We start from the raw sequence: 17,331 nt of genomic DNA on the forward strand, positions 1-17,331 counted from the left end.
GATTATAGCATATGCCCTTTTTTATGGGTAGAAAAAAATCGAATTCCCACAGTTCTCCTATCCTTTCCAAGAATGCCTGAGTGCTTGTGCAATTACAAATTGACTATATTTCTAAACTAAAACCATACAAAACAGGGTGGCGACAAAGTCGCCACCCTGTGAAAAAGCTCATTTAAGCCACAGAGGATACATTTGAGAAAGGACTTTTTTCCCAAACCTTTCCAATAAAAATTAAATGATTAATTACAGAATGCTACCAATTGACATAAACAGAGGTGCAAATACCAAAGACACAACTGTCATCAGCTTAATCAAAATGTTGATGGAAGGGCCGGAAGTATCTTTGAAAGGGTCACCTACAGTGTCACCAACAACTGCTGCTTTGTGTGCTTCACTGCCTTTGCCACCATGATTGCCTTCTTCAATATATTTCTTCGCATTATCCCATGCACCACCTGCATTGGACATAAAGATAGCCATCAATACACCAGTCACCAAAGAACCAGCCAACAAACCGCCCAAAGCGGATGTACCCAAAAGGATACCAACAACCAAAGGTGCGGCTACAGCCATAATACCTGGAACCAACATTTCCTTCAATGCTGCTGTTGTGGAAATTTCAACACATTTCTTGTAGTCAGGCTTGCCTGTTCCTTCCATAATTCCGGGAATTGTACGGAACTGACGTCTTACTTCTTCAATCATCTCGAATGCTGCTTTACCAACGGACTGCATTGTAAATGCAGAGAAAAGGAAAGGAAGCATACCACCAATAAACATACCAATGATTACTCTTGGCTCAAGAATAGAAATTTCTGTCAAACCAACGGATTCTGCATAGGATACAAACAACGCCAATGCTGTCAATGCAGCAGAACCAATTGCAAAACCTTTACCCATGGCTGCTGTTGTATTACCAACAGAGTCAAGCTTATCTGTAATATTTCTTACGGAATGATCCAAACCACTCATTTCTGCAATACCGCCTGCATTATCTGCAATGGGGCCATAAGCATCAACCGCTACGGTAATACCTGTTGTGGAAAGCATACCAACTGCCGCCAATGCAATACCGTAAAGACCTGATACTGCATGGGCAATAAAAATACCGATTACAATTAAAATAACGGGAATTGCTGTAGATTCCATACCAACAGCCAAACCGCTGATAATTGTTGTTGCAGGGCCTGTTTCAGACTGATCCGCAATTTTCTTTACGGATTTATAATCACCTGATGTATATACCTCAGTGATAACACCAATCATAAGGCCTACGACCAAACCGGAAATAATTGCGATACCGGCTTTCATATCACCAAAGAATAAATAGCTTAATACCAAAGAAGCAATGGCAACCAATACTGCGGAAGAGTAGGAGCCAGCCTTCAGTGCTTTATGAGGGTTGGATTTTTCATCGCCCTTTACAAAGAATGTACCGATAATGGAAGCCAAAATACCAACAGCCGCCAAAACCAATGGGAACACTGCACCTTCCACCTGGAAGTAAATAACACCCAGCGTAATTGCGGAAATAACGGAACCAACATAAGATTCGAAAAGGTCGGCACCCATACCTGCAACATCACCTACGTTATCACCAACGTTATCAGCAATAACCGCAGGGTTACGAGGGTCATCCTCTGGAATGCCTGCTTCAACCTTACCAACCAAGTCAGCACCAACGTCAGCAGCCTTTGTATAAATACCACCACCAACACGGCCGAACAAAGCGATAGAAGAAGCACCTAAACCGAAGCCAAATAAAATGTTTGCATTTTGTGTCAATACATAGATTGTGCCAACACCAAGCAAACCAAGGCCAACTACGGACATACCCATAACGGCGCCGCCACTGAAAGCGATAGAAAGGGCTTTGTTCATGCCGCCAACTCTGGCTGCATTTGCAGTTCTAACGTTTGCCTTTGTAGCAACTGACATACCAAAGTAGCCAGCAAGGGTAGAAAGGAGTGCACCAAATACGAAACAACCAGCTGTCATCCAGTCTACACCAAAACCAATCAAAACAAATAAAACCACTGCAAAAATAACTAAGATACGGTATTCTGCTTTCAAGAAAGCATTTGCACCTTCTCTGATGGCAGTTGCAATCTCTACCATACGTTCTGTTCCTTCTTCTTCACGGTTAACCTTCCCCGCAAGAACGAAGGCGAACACCAGCGCGAGTACACCAAATACAGGCGCCAAGTACATCAAGTTTTCCATGATTAAATCCCCCTGATTCTCTTTTGAATTATTTCTTCATGTATTTAAGATATTATTTCCGCCCGACCTTTTGATCGGAATAACAAAACCCGACTGACCACAAGATTCCAAACACATATCCTTAGTTAATAAATAGACAAAGACACTACCCCCTTTCTCTGCCATGGTTAGCCCTGTCCCTAGCAGATTAGGAAGTGCAGTATCTGACTGTATCCAAATCTTGTTTTAAGTCTTATTCTGTCCCACGCACTAGTATAAACGATTTGATTAGGAAAAATCAACCCTTTCAGGCATTCCCATCCAATTTTTTTGAAAAAAAAATGTCTTTTTACAAAAAAAAATGTCCATAGTAGGCAAAACCTCTTAAAATATACCTTTTTTTGAAAAACATAGTGAATATTTTCACTCTCCATTCATGTTCTAAAATTTTTATTTTAAGTGGGTACTTGTTTTAAAAGTCTTACTTAATTATATATTTTTAGTAAAAAGAGGCCTATAAAGACCACGTAAAAATCTAAATGAAAAAACAAAAGATACTAAGTTACCATCATTTCACAGCGCTTTCCGCCCCTTAAACACTCCCATAGAATGTTAGAACTTTTCCTTAGAAAAAAAGCCCGATTGCAAGACAATTTCCTCTGCAATACAGGCTTCATTTTTTCATAATTTTTTCAATAAACTTTAATCCCTTTTCAATCTAAATTGTATAAAATAGTTCCCTCAATGCTTTTCTATTTAAGCTCTGCACAAAAATTCTGCAACAAGAGGAAGTGTCACCACAGATAAAATGGTGGAAACAAAAACATATTCTGATGCTCTTTTTGCATCATTTCCATATAATTCTGCAAAAGAAGGCAGTGCTGCCGCTGCAGGTGTCCCCATAAGCACCACCAATACATTAAGGGCCATGCCTTTCAGGAAAAATGCAGCAATAATTTTTGTGATAACAGGCATAATAATCAGCGTGAAAAAGCTGAAAATATAAACAACCTTATCTTGAAATATCTCTCTTACATTTGCCGCTGCCAATAATGTACCAATATAAATCATAGACAAACAAACCGTTGTATTCGCACTAAATAGCAACGCATCATAAATAGGTGCAGGCAAAGTAATGGAATTCACAAAGCAAAATACACCGATAATTGCGGAAAGGCAAATCAAATTAAAAAATGCATCCTTCATCATTTTGCCGAAAGATTTCTTGTTTTCTCCTCCCAAATTAAACAAGAATGAGCATACGGTAAACAAAAATACGTTACAGGTAAACATAACTGCCACACAGAAAATCAATCCCTCTGTGCCGTACATCGCCATAATCAAAGGCTGTCCCATAAAAATAACATTGCTATACACGCCACCGCCGGAAAAAAGCCCCAGCTCCTTCAATCCCATTTTCTTTATTTTTCCCACCACAAAAAACATTACCGCACCAATACAGCACATTAGAAAAGTTACACCACAGGTTTTCAAAAATCCTGCAAAAATTTCAGCAGAATACTCTCTTTGCATCAAAATAACCATATTGCATGGTACCGCCACACGGGTTAATACAATGGAAAGCCCCTTTGCATTTGCCGTGGACAAATATTGCTTTTTATGCAGTACAACGCCGACAACCATAAGGATTACCATAGTCAGTAACTGCAAAATAACTGGTATTGCCATACTCAAACCTTCTTCCCTTTGTCACTGAATGCTCCTCCGCTCCCTCCAAGAAGTAGAAACACCAATCTAATTAAAAAACTATTCCTTTATTCTATATAAAAAAATATCTCTTTGCAATCATTATTTTACGAAATTCGACTTTTTTTTGACAAAGTAAGTCTTCTATACAGGTAAATAGCAATCTTTGCGGCAACCCAGCCAGTAAAAGCCCCAGCCAAAACATCCGAGGGAAAATGAACCCCTAAATACAAGCGGCTGAAACCCATTAATGTTGCAAATATATATGCACCTATGCCCCATTTTTTATTCAGCGCATAAATAGCAGTTGCCGACGCAAAGGAAGCCGCAGTATGTCCTGAGGGAAAGGAAAAATCAGTTAGCCGAGGTAGCAAAATATCATACCCCATCAAGTCATATGGTCGCATTCTGCCCACCATAGGCTTTAGTAGCATATTGCAAAGCAGTGCATTTATAGCCAAACTAAGGGCCAATACTGTCCCCCCTGACCTGTAAGAATTATTTTTGTTACCCACTAAAAAAAAGAGGATTGTCAATGCAATCCAAATTAGTCCATGATCTCCCAATCGAGAAATAAAAATCATGGGTTTATCCAGCCATGGGACGCAAAAAAAACCTCTTAGTCCCGTTAAAATGATACTATCAAACGACTGTATCCACTCCATATATTTATCACCCAACCCCCAGTAGTGTATGCTCCAATAATATCTTAGTCCCAATCAATATTAATACTACACCACCAATAATTTCAGCCTTTGATTGCAGTTTATCCCCCAAGTATTTGCCTGCGTAAGCTCCAAGACAGGAAATCACAAAGGAAACCACGCCAATAATGATGCCGGCCTCTAAAATATTCACATCTAAAATGGCAAAGCTAATTCCCACGGCTAAGGCGTCAATGCTGGTTGCTATCGCCTGTAAAAAAAGCATTTTATTTGTGAGTGATGTGCTACAACTATTGTCGTCCTCACCACCCTTTATGCTTCCATAAATCATGTTACCACCAATGATAAGTAGCAACAAAAATGCTATCCAGTGGTCAACTGCCTCTATGTAGGTTTTTACACTACAGCCCAAAAACCATCCAATGACAGGCATTATGAACTGAAACCCGCCAAAAAAAGCCGCCTGTCTTACCGCATCCTTTTTTCCAAACCCCCGTGTACAAACGCCATTGGAAATAGAGACAGCAAAGGCGTCCATAGCAAGGCTCACCGCTATTAAAAAAATTGTAATTAATTTCAAACCCTTTTTCCTCCTATCCTTTCAACTTTCATAAGTCTTAGTGGAATATAACACAACCCATTTCATCAGTCAATTCCTCCATGGAAAAGTTCATTCCTCTATTTATCTTATGTGAAATATTTTAAAATGTACAACCTTCATTAAAATGATACTTATTTAACAAAAATTGCATTTTATTTTGTACATTTTTATGTAAATACATACAAACCTACTTTGACAACTTTGATCATTCACCCATATTGATTAAAAAAAACTATGGAATATATAAATAAAAATGCTATTCTTTTCATCAATTTCACTTTTATGTCTTTTGCTACTTTTCAATCTCCAAACAACTTCGAACAACTTCATTCCATTATATCCGGAAACAATTCTATTTAAAACAAAGATATGACATTCTATCCTACCAAAATTCTTCCTAAAATATGAAAAGGTTTGTCGTTGGCAATTTGCAAACAACAAACCTCTGCTCTTATATTAATTCAATGGCTACATGGAATTCGCCATATAGCTTATTATTTTAAAAATCGACTACCATTAGCAACAAAATGCTATCCATTGAGAGCCACGAAATGTCTCTAATTTAAGCCTAAAGTCATAACTCTCTACCGCAAAATATTGTAAAAATTCTGTCTTACTACTATATAAATGCATCCTAAAACAAATATCATCGCGTTAAGACAAATTTATATATTTTCGCTTTGTGAAATGCAATACCCACCACAATAAAAATTACAAAACCTGCAAAGCCTTGAATCAAATTCTCGGGAATGGAAACTGCCGCAACGGCAAAGCTGCTTTTCAAAATGCCTCCACCCACGAAATAGCCAAAAACCATCCAAAGAATGCCCAATACCGACCCTGTCATATTTCTGGGGGTGAAGAGTTTTTGGTTTTTCTCAGAAAAAGAAGCAATCTTTCCAATGAGATACCCCATGATTCCCTTTATAATAAAGGTAAAGGGTGCCCAATGGCCATACCCACTTAATAAATCTGCCATAGCAGACCCAACCCCACCGGCAACCATACCATATTTGGCGCCAAAAAACACGCTAATCAGCAGTATCATACTGTCACCTAAGTGTATATAGCCTTGGGTGGCAGATACGGGAATTTGGAATACCATGGTACTGATTGTAACTAACGCAACCAACAGTCCTTGGATACATAATTCTTTTGTTGTCGTTTTCATTTCATTCACATCCTCCTATTTATTAATAGAAGGTTACCATATCTGTTCTTTTATGCCTAGAGGTTTCAGAAAAAAACAAAAAATTGTATCGAAACAATAATATCAATTGTAACGATACAATTTTTAGACAAAAAAGAATGGAAGTTACAGGGCTCGAACCTGTGACCCTCTGCTTGTAAGGCAGATGCTCTCCCAGCTGAGCTAAACTTCCATGCTTAAGCAATATTAAGATAATCAATGACCCGTAAGGGAATCGAACCCTTGTTTCAGCCGTGAGAGGGCCGCGTCTTGACCGCTTGACCAACGGGCCGAAAAAAATAGCGGAGGAGGGATTTGAACCCCCGACACTGCGGGTATGAACCGCATGCTCTAGCCAACTGAGCTACTCCGCCACAAGTCGACCACTTGATTATACCCATTCCTCCATACGTTGTCAAGCTTTTTTATATCGTTTTTTATGTTTTCTTGTTACTATTGACTTCTGTTTATGTACAAAACCTCGTTTGGTTTTATCATACCAAGCTGTTCCTTTGCGATTTGCTCTATATAGCTGTCGCTGTTATAATATTTCTTGCGTTCTTCAAGCTCCAACTTTTTTTCCTGCTCCATCTGAATTTGAGATGCCACATCCAACCGTTCTTGTCTCAACCGATCACAGGCTCTAGACCGCCCAAAAACACCAAAGGCAACGGCACAAACAAAAACACTTAAAAATATACGAACGAAGATTTTATCTAGTTTTGACGTTTTTTTTCCTATGCTTTCCCTTCGCTGGTCTTTTTGCTTTCGCCTTTTGCGCATTCGGCTCGTCACCACTTTTCCGTTTTTTTCTCACTGCAATGTTCCAATCTCTCCGCAGTGTATTCAGCTTTATTTTTGCATAAAAATTACAGGAATGCAACACTTTTTTCTTGAACTTACCGCAAAAGAAGCCAGCTTTCCTCAAGGGTGTACGAATTACCAGATAAACCAACCGAAAGGGCGTCATTATAATAGCAAAGAATAAAAACAGTACTCTTTTTACAATGTAAATCACCTTGTCACTCACGGCAATCACCAAATGACTTAAGGATAAAAAGTAAACCCCCATACCACCAAACATACCCAATATCATAAAAAAACGTATTTCTCCCGCATTTGCTCCCAGTATCACCACAAATGCAAAAATAATTGAACAAAGCCAGTATAACCCATCCTCCAGCTGTACCCACAACCGCTTGTGGGGGATAATATGACGGAACACACGCAAGCAATCATATACTAAGCCAAGAATCCCCCCCAGCAACACAGATAGAAGAAACAATTGCGCCTGTCCCTGTAAAGATAGTATCATTACAATCTCCCCTTTTTATCGAAACAGTTTTCCCAAAAAAGAGTGTTTCTCCCCTAAAGTTCCATCAGAGTAAGTAATGCTGTCGAATAATCCCTCAATTGTTACCTCCCCTGCATCTAAATCCAGTTTTCCCATATGTATTCCTGTACCCTTAATCATCATTAAGCCGCAATCTGTTTCTAACATTATCCCCTCTTCATCAAAGGATAGTACCTCCAAAACACCGCCCATACGAATGCGTTCCCGCTCCTCCATGGATACTGTATGTCTGCTTCGTTTTCTTTCCTCTGCCATTAGATCTGCCTCCCGCATTTTTTTGTCTGCTATCAATATATGTCCGTGAAAAGGCTTTTAGACTGCATAAAAAAAGCACCTTCCTCCCAATGGCAATGGTGCGTGGTGTCGATAAAGTGGATACCCTTTGAAAAAAGCTCAATTCCTTCAAGCTTCTCTAAAATTCACATAGGTTCATAATAGACAAAAAAAGCCTCTTGCGTCGTATATACCCGCAAGTTGACTTTTCTTGTTATACGGATACTCTTAATCCATACGAGAAATCCTAAAATTGTTACACACTGCGATACATTGCAGCGGCATCCTCTTTCCGAGGAGACTCTTTAATACTTAAAACCTCTAGGCGGGTGGTGTTACTGCCAAACTGTATCTCAATCATGTCTCCCACTTTAACCTCGGCGCCTGCCTTTACCACCTTGCCGTTTAACATAACTCTCCCTGCATCGCAAGCCTCATTGGCGATGGTCCTGCGTTTAATCACACGGGATACTTTAAGGAATTTATCAATACGCACGAGCTTCCTCCTTTTTTGCAAATACATTTTAACGATAAGCAAACTTCAAATCATTTAACCATACTATAAGTTGCCGACAATCAGCACTTAGAAATAAACTTAACCAAACTTTTTATCGCCCTTTATAAGCTACGCATTTCTTATTGCAAACCAATAACCCCAAGCAAGCCATCTCGGTCTCACCTATATCCAAGAAAGGGAAAAATAAAACGCCCTTCTTATGAAAGGCGTGTTATCGGCATACAAAAATTATTTATTGATTGCATCCTTCAGAGCCTTACCAGCTTTAAATCTGGGTGCTTTGGAAGCGGGAATGGGCATTGCCATACCTGTCTGAGGGTTTCTGCCTTCGCGAGCCGCTCTTTCTGCTACATCAAATGTACCAAATCCTACCAGCTGAACCTTGCCATTCATCGCGAGTTCTTCTGTTACTACATCTTCAAAAGCTTTCAGAGCCTTTTCAGCATCTTTTTTGCTCATTTCTGCCTTCTCAGCGATAGCAGCTACCAAATCAGATTTGTTCATTATAAATTCCTCCTCAATACAATTCATTAATTTTATTGGATTCTTTATTCAGATAAAGACTTCGTTTTTGCCTCATCCCAAAGATGATCCATTTCTTTCAGAGTCATTTCAGAAAGCTTCTTTCCCTCTGAAAGCGCTGAATTCTCAACATACTCAAATCTATTTATAAACTTTTTACTGGCTTTTGTCAAGGCAATCTCTGGATTTATTTTTAAAAAACGGGAAATATTCACCACTGCAAACAAAAAATCCCCAAATTCTTCTTCATCCGTCCCCAAACCTTGCTCTATGGCCTCTGTCAGCTCTGCTATCTCCTCCCTTACCTTATCCATAGCATCTCCAATTTCAGTAAAATCAAACCCAATATCTGCCGCTTTTTTTTGAACTTTTTTTGCTTGAATCAGGGCGGGCAAAGCCATAGGGATATGCTTCATCGCCTCACTTTGGGTTGTAATCTGTTTTTCTTGTTTTTTCAATATTTCCCAGTTTACCAAAACCTCATCGGCAGTGTCTGCCTTGGCATTACCAAAAACATGAGGATGACGGTATATCATTTTCTTGCATATTCCTTCAATCACATCCTCCAACCCAAAGCATCCTGCCTCTTTGGCAAGCTCTGCATGGAACACCACCTGCATCAGCACATCCCCAAGCTCTTCCTTCAAATTCTCCTGATCTTTTCTTTCAATGGCATCTACCGCTTCATATGCCTCCTCCAGCATAGCCTCTCTTAAAGTTTCATGGGTCTGTACTCTGTCCCATGGACACCCACCTTCGCCCCGTAACTTTTCTATGATGGCCTGTAAATCCTCTAAACTATATCTTTTATCCATAAAAGTGCCTCCTATTATCCTTTTATATGCCCAAAATTTGTTTTTTGCAGTCTAAAAAACCAATAAACTTTTTATTGCAAGCAACTTAGAAAAACAGCGTTTTTATCCTTTTGTCCCTACTGTTTTTGTGTTATGATAATTCTATCAAAAAATGCCGCTAAATTAAAGCGGCAAAAAAAATCAAAAAAGAGAAAGGAAGTTTGCCCATGTTTCGAATTGTAGATAAAAGAGAGCTAAACAGTGCGGTAACTCTTTTGGAAATCGAAGCCCCTTTTGTTGCCAAAAAAGCACAAGCGGGTCAGTTTATTATTTTCCGTGTAGATGAATACAGTGAACGAGTTCCCTTAACCATTGCCGATTATAATAGGGAAAAAGGCACCGTTACAATTATATTCCAAAAAGTTGGTTTTTCAACCAATCTTCTTGCTGCCAAGGAAATTGGCGATACCATTTTAGATTTCGTTGGACCTTTGGGCACAGCAACGGAATATGAAGGGATGAAGAAAGTTGCAGTGGTTGGCGGCGGCGTTGGCTGTGCCATTGCTTACCCCCAAGCAAAAGCCCTCCATGCCATGGGTGTTGAAGTCGATGTTATTGTAGGCTTCCGTAATAAAGATATTGTTATTCTGGAAGATGAAATGAAAGCAGTTTCTACTAATTACTATCTTATGACCGATGATGGTTCAAAGGCTGAAAAAGGCTTTGTTACAGATAAATTGAAAGCTTTGATCGAGGCAGGAAATCAATATGATACCGTAATTGCCATAGGCCCTATCCCCATGATGAAATTTGTCAGCCTGACCACAAAACCCTATGGCATTCATACCATTGTAAGCTTAAATCCTATTATGATTGACGGCACAGGTATGTGCGGCGGCTGTCGTGTTACCGTTGGTGGTGAAATTAAATTTGCCTGTGTTGATGGTCCGGATTTTGACGGTCACTTGGTAGATTTCGATGAGCTGATGAACCGTAACTCTATTTATAAACAAAGAGAAGGGGAAATTTCTAAGGATCATGTCTGTCGTATGGACAAGCTGGCCAAGGAAGTTATTCAATAAAGGGGGATGTTGCGTCATGGCTAATATGAGTTTGGAAAAAATTAAAATGCCTGAACAGGCACCTGATATTAGAAATAAAAACTTTGAAGAAGTATCATTGGGCTATACCGGTGAAATGGCAATGGAAGAAGCAACCCGTTGCTTGAACTGTAAGCATAAGCCCTGTATCGAGGGATGTCCCGTAAACGTTCGCATTCCTGAGTTTATTGCAGAGGTTGCAAGAGGCGATTTTATGGCGGCTTATAAAGTGATTACCTCAACCAACGCCCTGCCTGCTGTGTGCGGTCGTGTTTGTCCTCAGGAAAGTCAATGCGAAGCAAAATGCGTTCGTGGTATCAAAGGCGAAGCTGTTGCCATTGGTCGCTTAGAGCGATTTGTTGCCGATTGGTATATGGCAAATTCCACAGAAACACCCCAAAAGCCCCTTTCCAATGGCATGAAAGTTGCCGTTGTTGGTTCAGGCCCCTCAAGCCTTGCCTGCGCTGGTGACTTGGCAAAAGCAGGCTACGACGTAACCGTGTTTGAAGCCTTCCATAAAGCAGGTGGCGTTTTGGTTTATGGCATTCCTGAATTCCGCCTACCCAAGGGTATTGTACAAAAAGAAATCGATACTTTGGCGGCTTTGGGCGTAAAGTTCATGACAAATATGGTAATCGGCAAGGTGCTCTCCATTGATGAAATCATTGAAGATATGGGCTTTGAAGCGGTGTTTATCGGCACTGGCGCTGGCCTTCCTTCCTTCATGAGCATTCCTGGAGAAGCTCTGGTTGGTGTATACTCTGCAAATGAATACCTAACCAGAATCAACCTAATGAAAGCATATCAGTCAGAATATGATACCCCTATTCGTAATAGCAAGTCCGTGGCTGTGGTAGGTGGTGGTAACGTTGCAATGGATGCCGCAAGATGCGCAAAACGCCTTGGTGCTGAAAATGTTTATATTGTATATCGCCGTTCCGAAGCGGAAATGCCCGCACGTTTGGAAGAAGTGCATCACGCTAAGGAAGAAGGTATCGAGTTCCATCTTTTGCGTAACCCCGTACAAATTCTGGATAACGGAAATGGGCAAGTTTGCGGCATTGAATGCCTGAAAATGGAGCTGGGTGAACCTGATGCCAGCGGCAGAAGAAGTCCCGTTCCTATGGAAGGCTCCAATTATATTATTGACGTAGATACCGTGGTTATGTCCATCGGTACCTCCCCTAACCCACTGATCAGAAGCACCACCAAGGGACTGGAGTCTAACCGCAGAGGCTGTCTTGTTGTCAACGAGGAAACCAATCAAACAACGAGAGAAGGCGTTTATGCCGGTGGTGATGCAGTTACAGGTGCCGCAACTGTTATTCTCGCCATGGGTGCAGGCAAAAAAGCTGCTGCTTCCATTGACGAATATTTGAAAAACAAATAAATTCTACCTTAATACATAGACTACAAGGGTGCTGCGAATATGCGGCACCCTTTTTAAGACCTTGAGGGCTTTGCCCTCAAACACCCACAAGGGTTATCACCCTTGACCCTTGTGAAACCTCATTATGGGGTTTCAGGATATTAATAAAATCATCAACCAATTATAATATTCCTTTTCTAACATAGAAAATATGTCGAAAAAATAAGCATATCCAGTTTCTCTAAAGCCTTAAAGTCTAAGGGCTTGAGAAACAAAGTGTTTTTCTAGTAGAATCCGCAGTATTGGCTTTCCTCATTCGAGGAAAATAGGGCGTTTCAAGACCTTTGGTTGCAGGAACGCATCTATTTGTCCTATATTAACTTAGAAAAATTTAAAGGAACTGAGCTCTTTTCAAGGATATCGCTTTATCGACACCCATAATGTTTTACTTTTGCTTTTATTAAAAAAGCAAGTAGGTGTGGGCAAAGCCCACAGCCTAATTGGCAAGGTCTAGCAAATGTATGTCTTTGACTGAATCCTGTTTTTTTCCTTGGCGAATGCAAGGGATTCTGCTATAATCTAAAAAGATGTATACGGAACGATTAAACCTATTAAAGGAGGCTATCCCATGAAAATTAAAACCCTAGCAATGGGCTCTATTGGGACAAACTGCTATGTGGTTTCCGATGATGCAGGTAATGCAGTCATCATCGACTGTGATGGAGACCCAAGACCATTGTATTTTTATATTTCTGAATTTAACTTGAAACCCACCCATATCCTGCTGACCCATGGTCATTTTGACCATATCGGTGCTGTTGAGGCAGTAAAGGAAAAATATGGATGTAAAGTAGTGGCTGGAAAGGATGAATTTCGCATTTTAACCGACCCTGCTGCAAACTGCTCTATCTATGGCGGCGGTGCAATTACCGTCCTTCCTGATGAGCTGGTATCTGACGGAGACAGTATCGTTGTGGGAGATATGAAATTTGATGTTCTTTTCACCCCAGGCCATACAGAAGGAAGCCTTTGCTATATCCTAGGCGATAATATTTTTTCAGGAGATACCCTATTCCAAGGCTCCTGTGGTAGAACAGATTTGGCTACCGGCGATTGGTCAACGATTTTACGCTCTTTAAAGCTACTTCGAGACCTACCTGGAGACTATACCGTTTACCCTGGTCATGGCCCCTCTACTACCATGGAAATTGAAAGATGCTCCAATCCATTTATGTAAATAAATAACCCTGTGCCCTTTTTTCGGGGAACAGGGTTTTTCTAAAAAAAAGGAGGTTTTTCCTATGAAATATATCCTTTCTCTGGATCAGGGCACAACCAGCTCCCGTTCTATTTTATTCAATCAGCAAGGAAAAGCAGTTTGTACTGCACAAAAGGAATTTACTCAATATTACCCCCATCAAGGCTGGGTGGAGCACAACCCCATGGAAATTTGGCATACACAATTGGAAACTGCCAGAGAAGTCTTAGAAAAAACAGGGGTTACCGCTGAAGAAATTGGTGCCATCGGCATTACAAACCAAAGAGAAACTACCATTCTATGGGACAGAAGAAATGGTCGTCCCCTTTGCAACGCCATCGTTTGGCAATGTCGCCGCACAGCTCCTTTTTGCGATTCATTAAAGAAAAAGGGCTTTGAAAAATTCTTCCGTGAAAAAACAGGGTTACCCATTGATGCTTATTTTTCCGCTACAAAAATCAAATGGATTCTGGATAACGTACCTAATGCAAAGGAACTTGCTCAAAAAGGCAATCTACTTTTTGGTACTGTAGATACATGGCTAATTTGGAACCTAACGGGGGGGCAAGTTCACGCCACCGATTATTCCAATGCCTCCAGAACCATGCTGTTTAACATCCACTCCCTTTGCTGGGATAAAGAAATATTAGAACTACTGGAAATCCCAGAAAGCATTTTGCCTAAGGTCGTACCCTCCTCGGGTATTTTAGGTCATACTCTGCCAACCCATTTGGGTTGCCCCATCCCCATTGCAGGTGTTGCGGGAGATCAGCAAGCGGCACTGTTCGGACAAGCCTGTTATTCCCCTGGTGCCGCAAAGAATACCTATGGAACAGGCTGCTTTTTGCTCATGAATACAGGAGAAACTCCTGTGCAATCTAAAAACGGCCTGCTCACTACCATCGCATGGGGCTTGGACAATAAAATCACCTATGCCTTGGAAGGCTCCGTTTTTGTTGCAGGTGCGGCAATCCAATGGCTTCGTGATGAACTGAAAATCATTTCCTCAGCGGCGGAAACAGAGGAGCTCTGCCATTCTGTTGAGGATACTTGCGGTGTTTATTTGGTGCCCGCATTTACAGGTCTAGGGGCACCTTATTGGGACCCCTATGCCAGAGGAATTCTCACAGGCTTAACAAGAGGTGCAAACCGTGCCCACATTGTGCGAGCCGCTGTAGAATCTATGGCATACCAAACCTATGACGTACTCCATGCTATGGAGCAGGATGCGGAGCTGCCTTTAGCAGAGCTTCGAGTTGATGGCGGTGCCGCCGCCAATGCCTTTTTATTGCAATTTCAATCGGATATCACGGGAGCACCTGTTTTGCGTCCTTCCACACTGGAAACCACAGCTTTAGGTGCTGCATATTTGGCAGGGCTTGCTGTAGGCTATTGGAAGAACCTAACGGAGATTAGAAGAAATTGGCAGGTGTCCTGCGTTTTCTCCCCCAAGCTATCTAAGGAAGTTGCAGATGAAAAAAATTATGGCTGGAAAAAGGCTGTAAATCAAGCCCTAGGCAGTAAATCACAAAACAACATATAGTGTATTATTAATTTAATATTGAAAAATAGCACAATATATGCTACATTTATAGTCACTGAACATGTAGGGCGAATTGCCCTTCCCATACAATTTTTGACTATAAAAGGAGGAAGTCGCTTATGTATGTAATCAAAAAAGATAATACCCACGAGCCTTGGAATATCCAAAAAGTTGTGGTCGCCGTTAACAAATCAGCCTATCGTGCCTTGGTGAAATTCACCCAAAAAGAGCTAGACTTTTTATGCAATTATGTTGAGGAAAAAGCTCTTTCCCTAGGAAAAGAAGGCATCCCCATTGCAGAGATGCATAATATTGTGGAGTCGGCTTTGGAACAAGTTAAGCCTGAGGTCGCAAAAAGCTACCGCGACTATCGCAATTATAAGCAGGACTTCGTGAAAATGTTGGACGAGGTCTATAAAAAAAGCCAATCCATCATGTATATTGGGGATAAGGAAAATAGCAATACAGATAGTGCCTTGGTCTCCACAAAGCGTAGTCTGGTTTTCAATCAGTTAAATAAGGAATTGTATCAAAAATTCTTTATGACCACCGAGGAATTACAGGCCTGCCGTGACGGCTATCTTTATGTCCATGATATGTCTGCCCGCAGAGATACCATGAATTGCTGCCTTTTTGATGTGCAAACAGTGCTGGAGGGTGGCTTTGAAATGGGAAACCTTTGGTATAACGAGCCTAAAACCCTGAACGTGGCTTTCGACGTAATCGGCGACATTGTTCTTTCCGCCGCAAGCCAACAGTATGGTGGCTTTACCGTACCCTCTGTGGACCTCCTTTTAGAGCCTTATGCAGAAAAAAGCTATGAAAAGTTTTATCGTCGCTATATGGAAATGGGACTAACCCCTAAGGTAGCCGACCGAGAAGCCATGGCCGATATTTTGAATGATTTTGAGCAAGGCTTTCAGGGCTGGGAATATAAATTCAATACCGTTGCCTCTAGCCGTGGCGATTATCCCTTCATTACCATGACCTTCGGCACAGGCACAGGGAAATTTGCAAAATTAGCATCTATTACCATGCTGAATGTACGCAGAAAGGGTCAAGGCAAGAAAAATTGTAAAAAACCAGTACTGTTCCCTAAACTTGTTTTTCTTTATGATGAAAACCTTCACGGAGAGGGCAAAGCTTTAGAAGATGTTTTTGAAGCTGGTATTCTATGCTCCTCAAAAAGTATGTATCCCGATTGGCTAAGCCTGACAGGGGATGGCTATGTGGCTGATATCTACAAAAAATATGGTAGAATCATCAGCCCAATGGGTTGCCGTGCCTTTTTATCTCCTTGGTTTGAGCGTGGTGGCATGAAACCCGCTGACGAAAATGATATGCCTGTTTATGTGGGGCGATTTAATATTGGCGCTGTCAGCCTTCACCTTCCTATGATTTATGCTAAGGCAAAGCAGGAAAGCAAGCCTTTTTATGAGGTTTTGGACTATTATTTAGAGCTAATTCGCAACCTCCATGTACGTACTTATGCATATTTGGGAGAAATGCGTGCCTCCACCAACCCATTAGCCTACTGCGAGGGTGGTTTTTATGGCGGAAATTTAGGTCTGCATGATAAAATTAAACCGCTTTTAAAGTCCGCTACGGCTTCCTTTGGTATCACTGCTTTGAATGAATTACAAGAGCTTCATAATGGCAGATCCTTGGTGGAAGATGGTCAGTTTGCTCTGGAAGCACTGGAACATATTAACCAAAAAATTACTCAGTTTAAGGAAGAGGACGGTAATCTCTATGCCATTTATGGCACCCCTGCCGAAAGCCTTTGCGGCCTACAGGTAACCCAATTCCGCAAAAAATATGGAGTTATCGAGCATGTCTCCGATAGACCATATGTAAGCAACAGCTTTCACTGCCATGTAACAGAGGATATCACACCCATTGAAAAACAGAATCTAGAAAATCGTTTTTGGAACCTATTTAATGGTGGAAAAATTCAGTATGTGAAATATCCCATTGATTATAATTTGGATGCCATCCGCACCCTTATCCGTCGAGCTATGAAGATGGGTTTCTATGAAGGAGTCAACCTTTCTCTGGCCTATTGCGACGATTGCGGACATCAGGAATTGGAGATGGATGTCTGCCCCAAATGCGGAAGCCATAACCTAACAAAAATTGACCGTATGAACGGTTACCTCTCTTATTCCAGAGTGAAAGGGGATACCCGCCTGAACGAGGCAAAAATGGCAGAGATTGCAGAAAGGAAGAGTATGTAA

The 17,331-nt window shown here is 41.0% G+C and carries 16 protein-coding genes and 3 tRNA genes; 5 read left to right on the top strand and 14 right to left on the bottom strand.

Annotation, left to right across the window (positions count from 1 at the left end; all coding sequences use genetic code 11):
* Nucleotides 1–243: 243 nt before the first annotated feature.
* The 14 genes from CPRO_RS14130 to mazG all read right to left on the bottom strand — a co-directional run bounded on the left by CPRO_RS14130 (nt 244) and on the right by mazG (nt 9,845).
* The gene (locus tag CPRO_RS14130; RefSeq protein WP_066053235.1) at nt 244–2,223 is read right to left on the bottom strand and encodes a sodium-translocating pyrophosphatase; all 1,980 of its coding nucleotides are present in this window, start codon (nt 2,221–2,223) and stop codon (nt 244–246) included.
* 735 nt (nt 2,224–2,958) lie between these two features.
* On the bottom strand, nt 2,959–3,891 hold the full coding sequence (locus tag CPRO_RS14135; protein WP_066053238.1) for an AEC family transporter: 933 nt from the start codon (nt 3,889–3,891) through the stop codon (nt 2,959–2,961).
* A 125-nt stretch (nt 3,892–4,016) separates the two neighbouring features.
* The gene (locus CPRO_RS14140; protein ID WP_066053241.1) at nt 4,017–4,574 is read right to left on the bottom strand and encodes a phosphatase PAP2 family protein; all 558 of its coding nucleotides are present in this window, start codon (nt 4,572–4,574) and stop codon (nt 4,017–4,019) included.
* A gap of 7 nt (nt 4,575–4,581) precedes the next feature.
* Nucleotides 4,582–5,154, bottom strand: coding sequence for a manganese efflux pump MntP (locus CPRO_RS14145; protein WP_066053244.1), 573 nt, complete (start codon nt 5,152–5,154; stop codon nt 4,582–4,584).
* 667 nt (nt 5,155–5,821) lie between these two features.
* Complete coding sequence (locus CPRO_RS14150; protein ID WP_066053246.1) at nt 5,822–6,346, bottom strand: ECF transporter S component; 525 nt, start codon at nt 6,344–6,346, stop codon at nt 5,822–5,824.
* Between the two features lie 138 nt (nt 6,347–6,484).
* Nucleotides 6,485–6,557, bottom strand: a tRNA-Val gene (locus CPRO_RS14155).
* Between the two features lie 27 nt (nt 6,558–6,584).
* Nucleotides 6,585–6,656 (bottom strand) — tRNA-Glu (locus CPRO_RS14160).
* Between the two features lie 8 nt (nt 6,657–6,664).
* A tRNA-Met gene (locus tag CPRO_RS14165) sits at nt 6,665–6,738 on the bottom strand.
* 79 nt (nt 6,739–6,817) lie between these two features.
* A complete protein-coding gene (locus CPRO_RS15100) occupies nt 6,818–7,147 on the bottom strand; it encodes an FtsB family cell division protein (RefSeq protein ID WP_072743387.1) in 330 nt (109 codons plus the stop codon).
* Nucleotides 7,077–7,679 carry a spore cortex biosynthesis protein YabQ gene (gene yabQ / locus CPRO_RS14170; protein ID WP_066053250.1) on the bottom strand — a complete coding sequence of 201 codons (603 nt, stop codon included), beginning with the start codon at nt 7,677–7,679 and terminating at the stop codon, nt 7,077–7,079. Before yabQ ends, CPRO_RS15100 begins: the two co-directional genes overlap by 71 nt.
* 15 nt (nt 7,680–7,694) lie before the next feature.
* Complete coding sequence (gene yabP, locus CPRO_RS14175) at nt 7,695–7,973, bottom strand: sporulation protein YabP (protein ID WP_066053253.1); 279 nt, start codon at nt 7,971–7,973, stop codon at nt 7,695–7,697.
* A 274-nt stretch (nt 7,974–8,247) separates the two neighbouring features.
* Complete coding sequence (locus CPRO_RS14180) at nt 8,248–8,487, bottom strand: RNA-binding S4 domain-containing protein (RefSeq protein ID WP_066053255.1); 240 nt, start codon at nt 8,485–8,487, stop codon at nt 8,248–8,250.
* Nucleotides 8,488–8,736: 249 nt separating this feature from the next.
* Nucleotides 8,737–9,012: an HU family DNA-binding protein gene (locus CPRO_RS14185; RefSeq protein ID WP_066053258.1), complete on the bottom strand. Its 276-nt coding sequence runs from the start codon at nt 9,010–9,012 to the stop codon at nt 8,737–8,739.
* Nucleotides 9,013–9,056: 44 nt separating this feature from the next.
* The gene (mazG, locus tag CPRO_RS14190; protein WP_066053261.1) at nt 9,057–9,845 is read right to left on the bottom strand and encodes a nucleoside triphosphate pyrophosphohydrolase; all 789 of its coding nucleotides are present in this window, start codon (nt 9,843–9,845) and stop codon (nt 9,057–9,059) included.
* Between the two features lie 206 nt (nt 9,846–10,051).
* Between mazG and CPRO_RS14195 the strand changes: the two genes are divergently transcribed.
* From CPRO_RS14195 to nrdD, 5 genes are all read left to right on the top strand, one after another.
* Nucleotides 10,052–10,906 (top strand): sulfide/dihydroorotate dehydrogenase-like FAD/NAD-binding protein, encoded by an 855-nt coding sequence (locus CPRO_RS14195; RefSeq protein ID WP_066053265.1) that lies wholly within the window; start codon nt 10,052–10,054, stop codon nt 10,904–10,906.
* A 16-nt stretch (nt 10,907–10,922) separates the two neighbouring features.
* Nucleotides 10,923–12,314: an NADPH-dependent glutamate synthase gene (gene gltA / locus CPRO_RS14200; protein WP_066053267.1), complete on the top strand. Its 1,392-nt coding sequence runs from the start codon at nt 10,923–10,925 to the stop codon at nt 12,312–12,314.
* Nucleotides 12,315–12,921: 607 nt separating this feature from the next.
* A complete protein-coding gene (locus CPRO_RS14205) occupies nt 12,922–13,530 on the top strand; it encodes an MBL fold metallo-hydrolase (protein ID WP_066053270.1) in 609 nt (202 codons plus the stop codon).
* Nucleotides 13,531–13,594: 64 nt separating this feature from the next.
* Entirely contained in the window at nt 13,595–15,094 is a 1,500-nt protein-coding gene (glpK, locus tag CPRO_RS14210) for a glycerol kinase GlpK (protein WP_066053273.1), read from the top strand.
* 119 nt (nt 15,095–15,213) lie between these two features.
* Complete coding sequence (nrdD, locus tag CPRO_RS14215) at nt 15,214–17,331, top strand: anaerobic ribonucleoside-triphosphate reductase (protein ID WP_066053275.1); 2,118 nt, start codon at nt 15,214–15,216, stop codon at nt 17,329–17,331.

The organism is Anaerotignum propionicum DSM 1682 (assembly GCF_001561955.1).
In the GTDB taxonomy this organism is placed as follows: Bacteria; Bacillota; Clostridia; order Lachnospirales; family Anaerotignaceae; genus Chakrabartyella; species Chakrabartyella propionicum.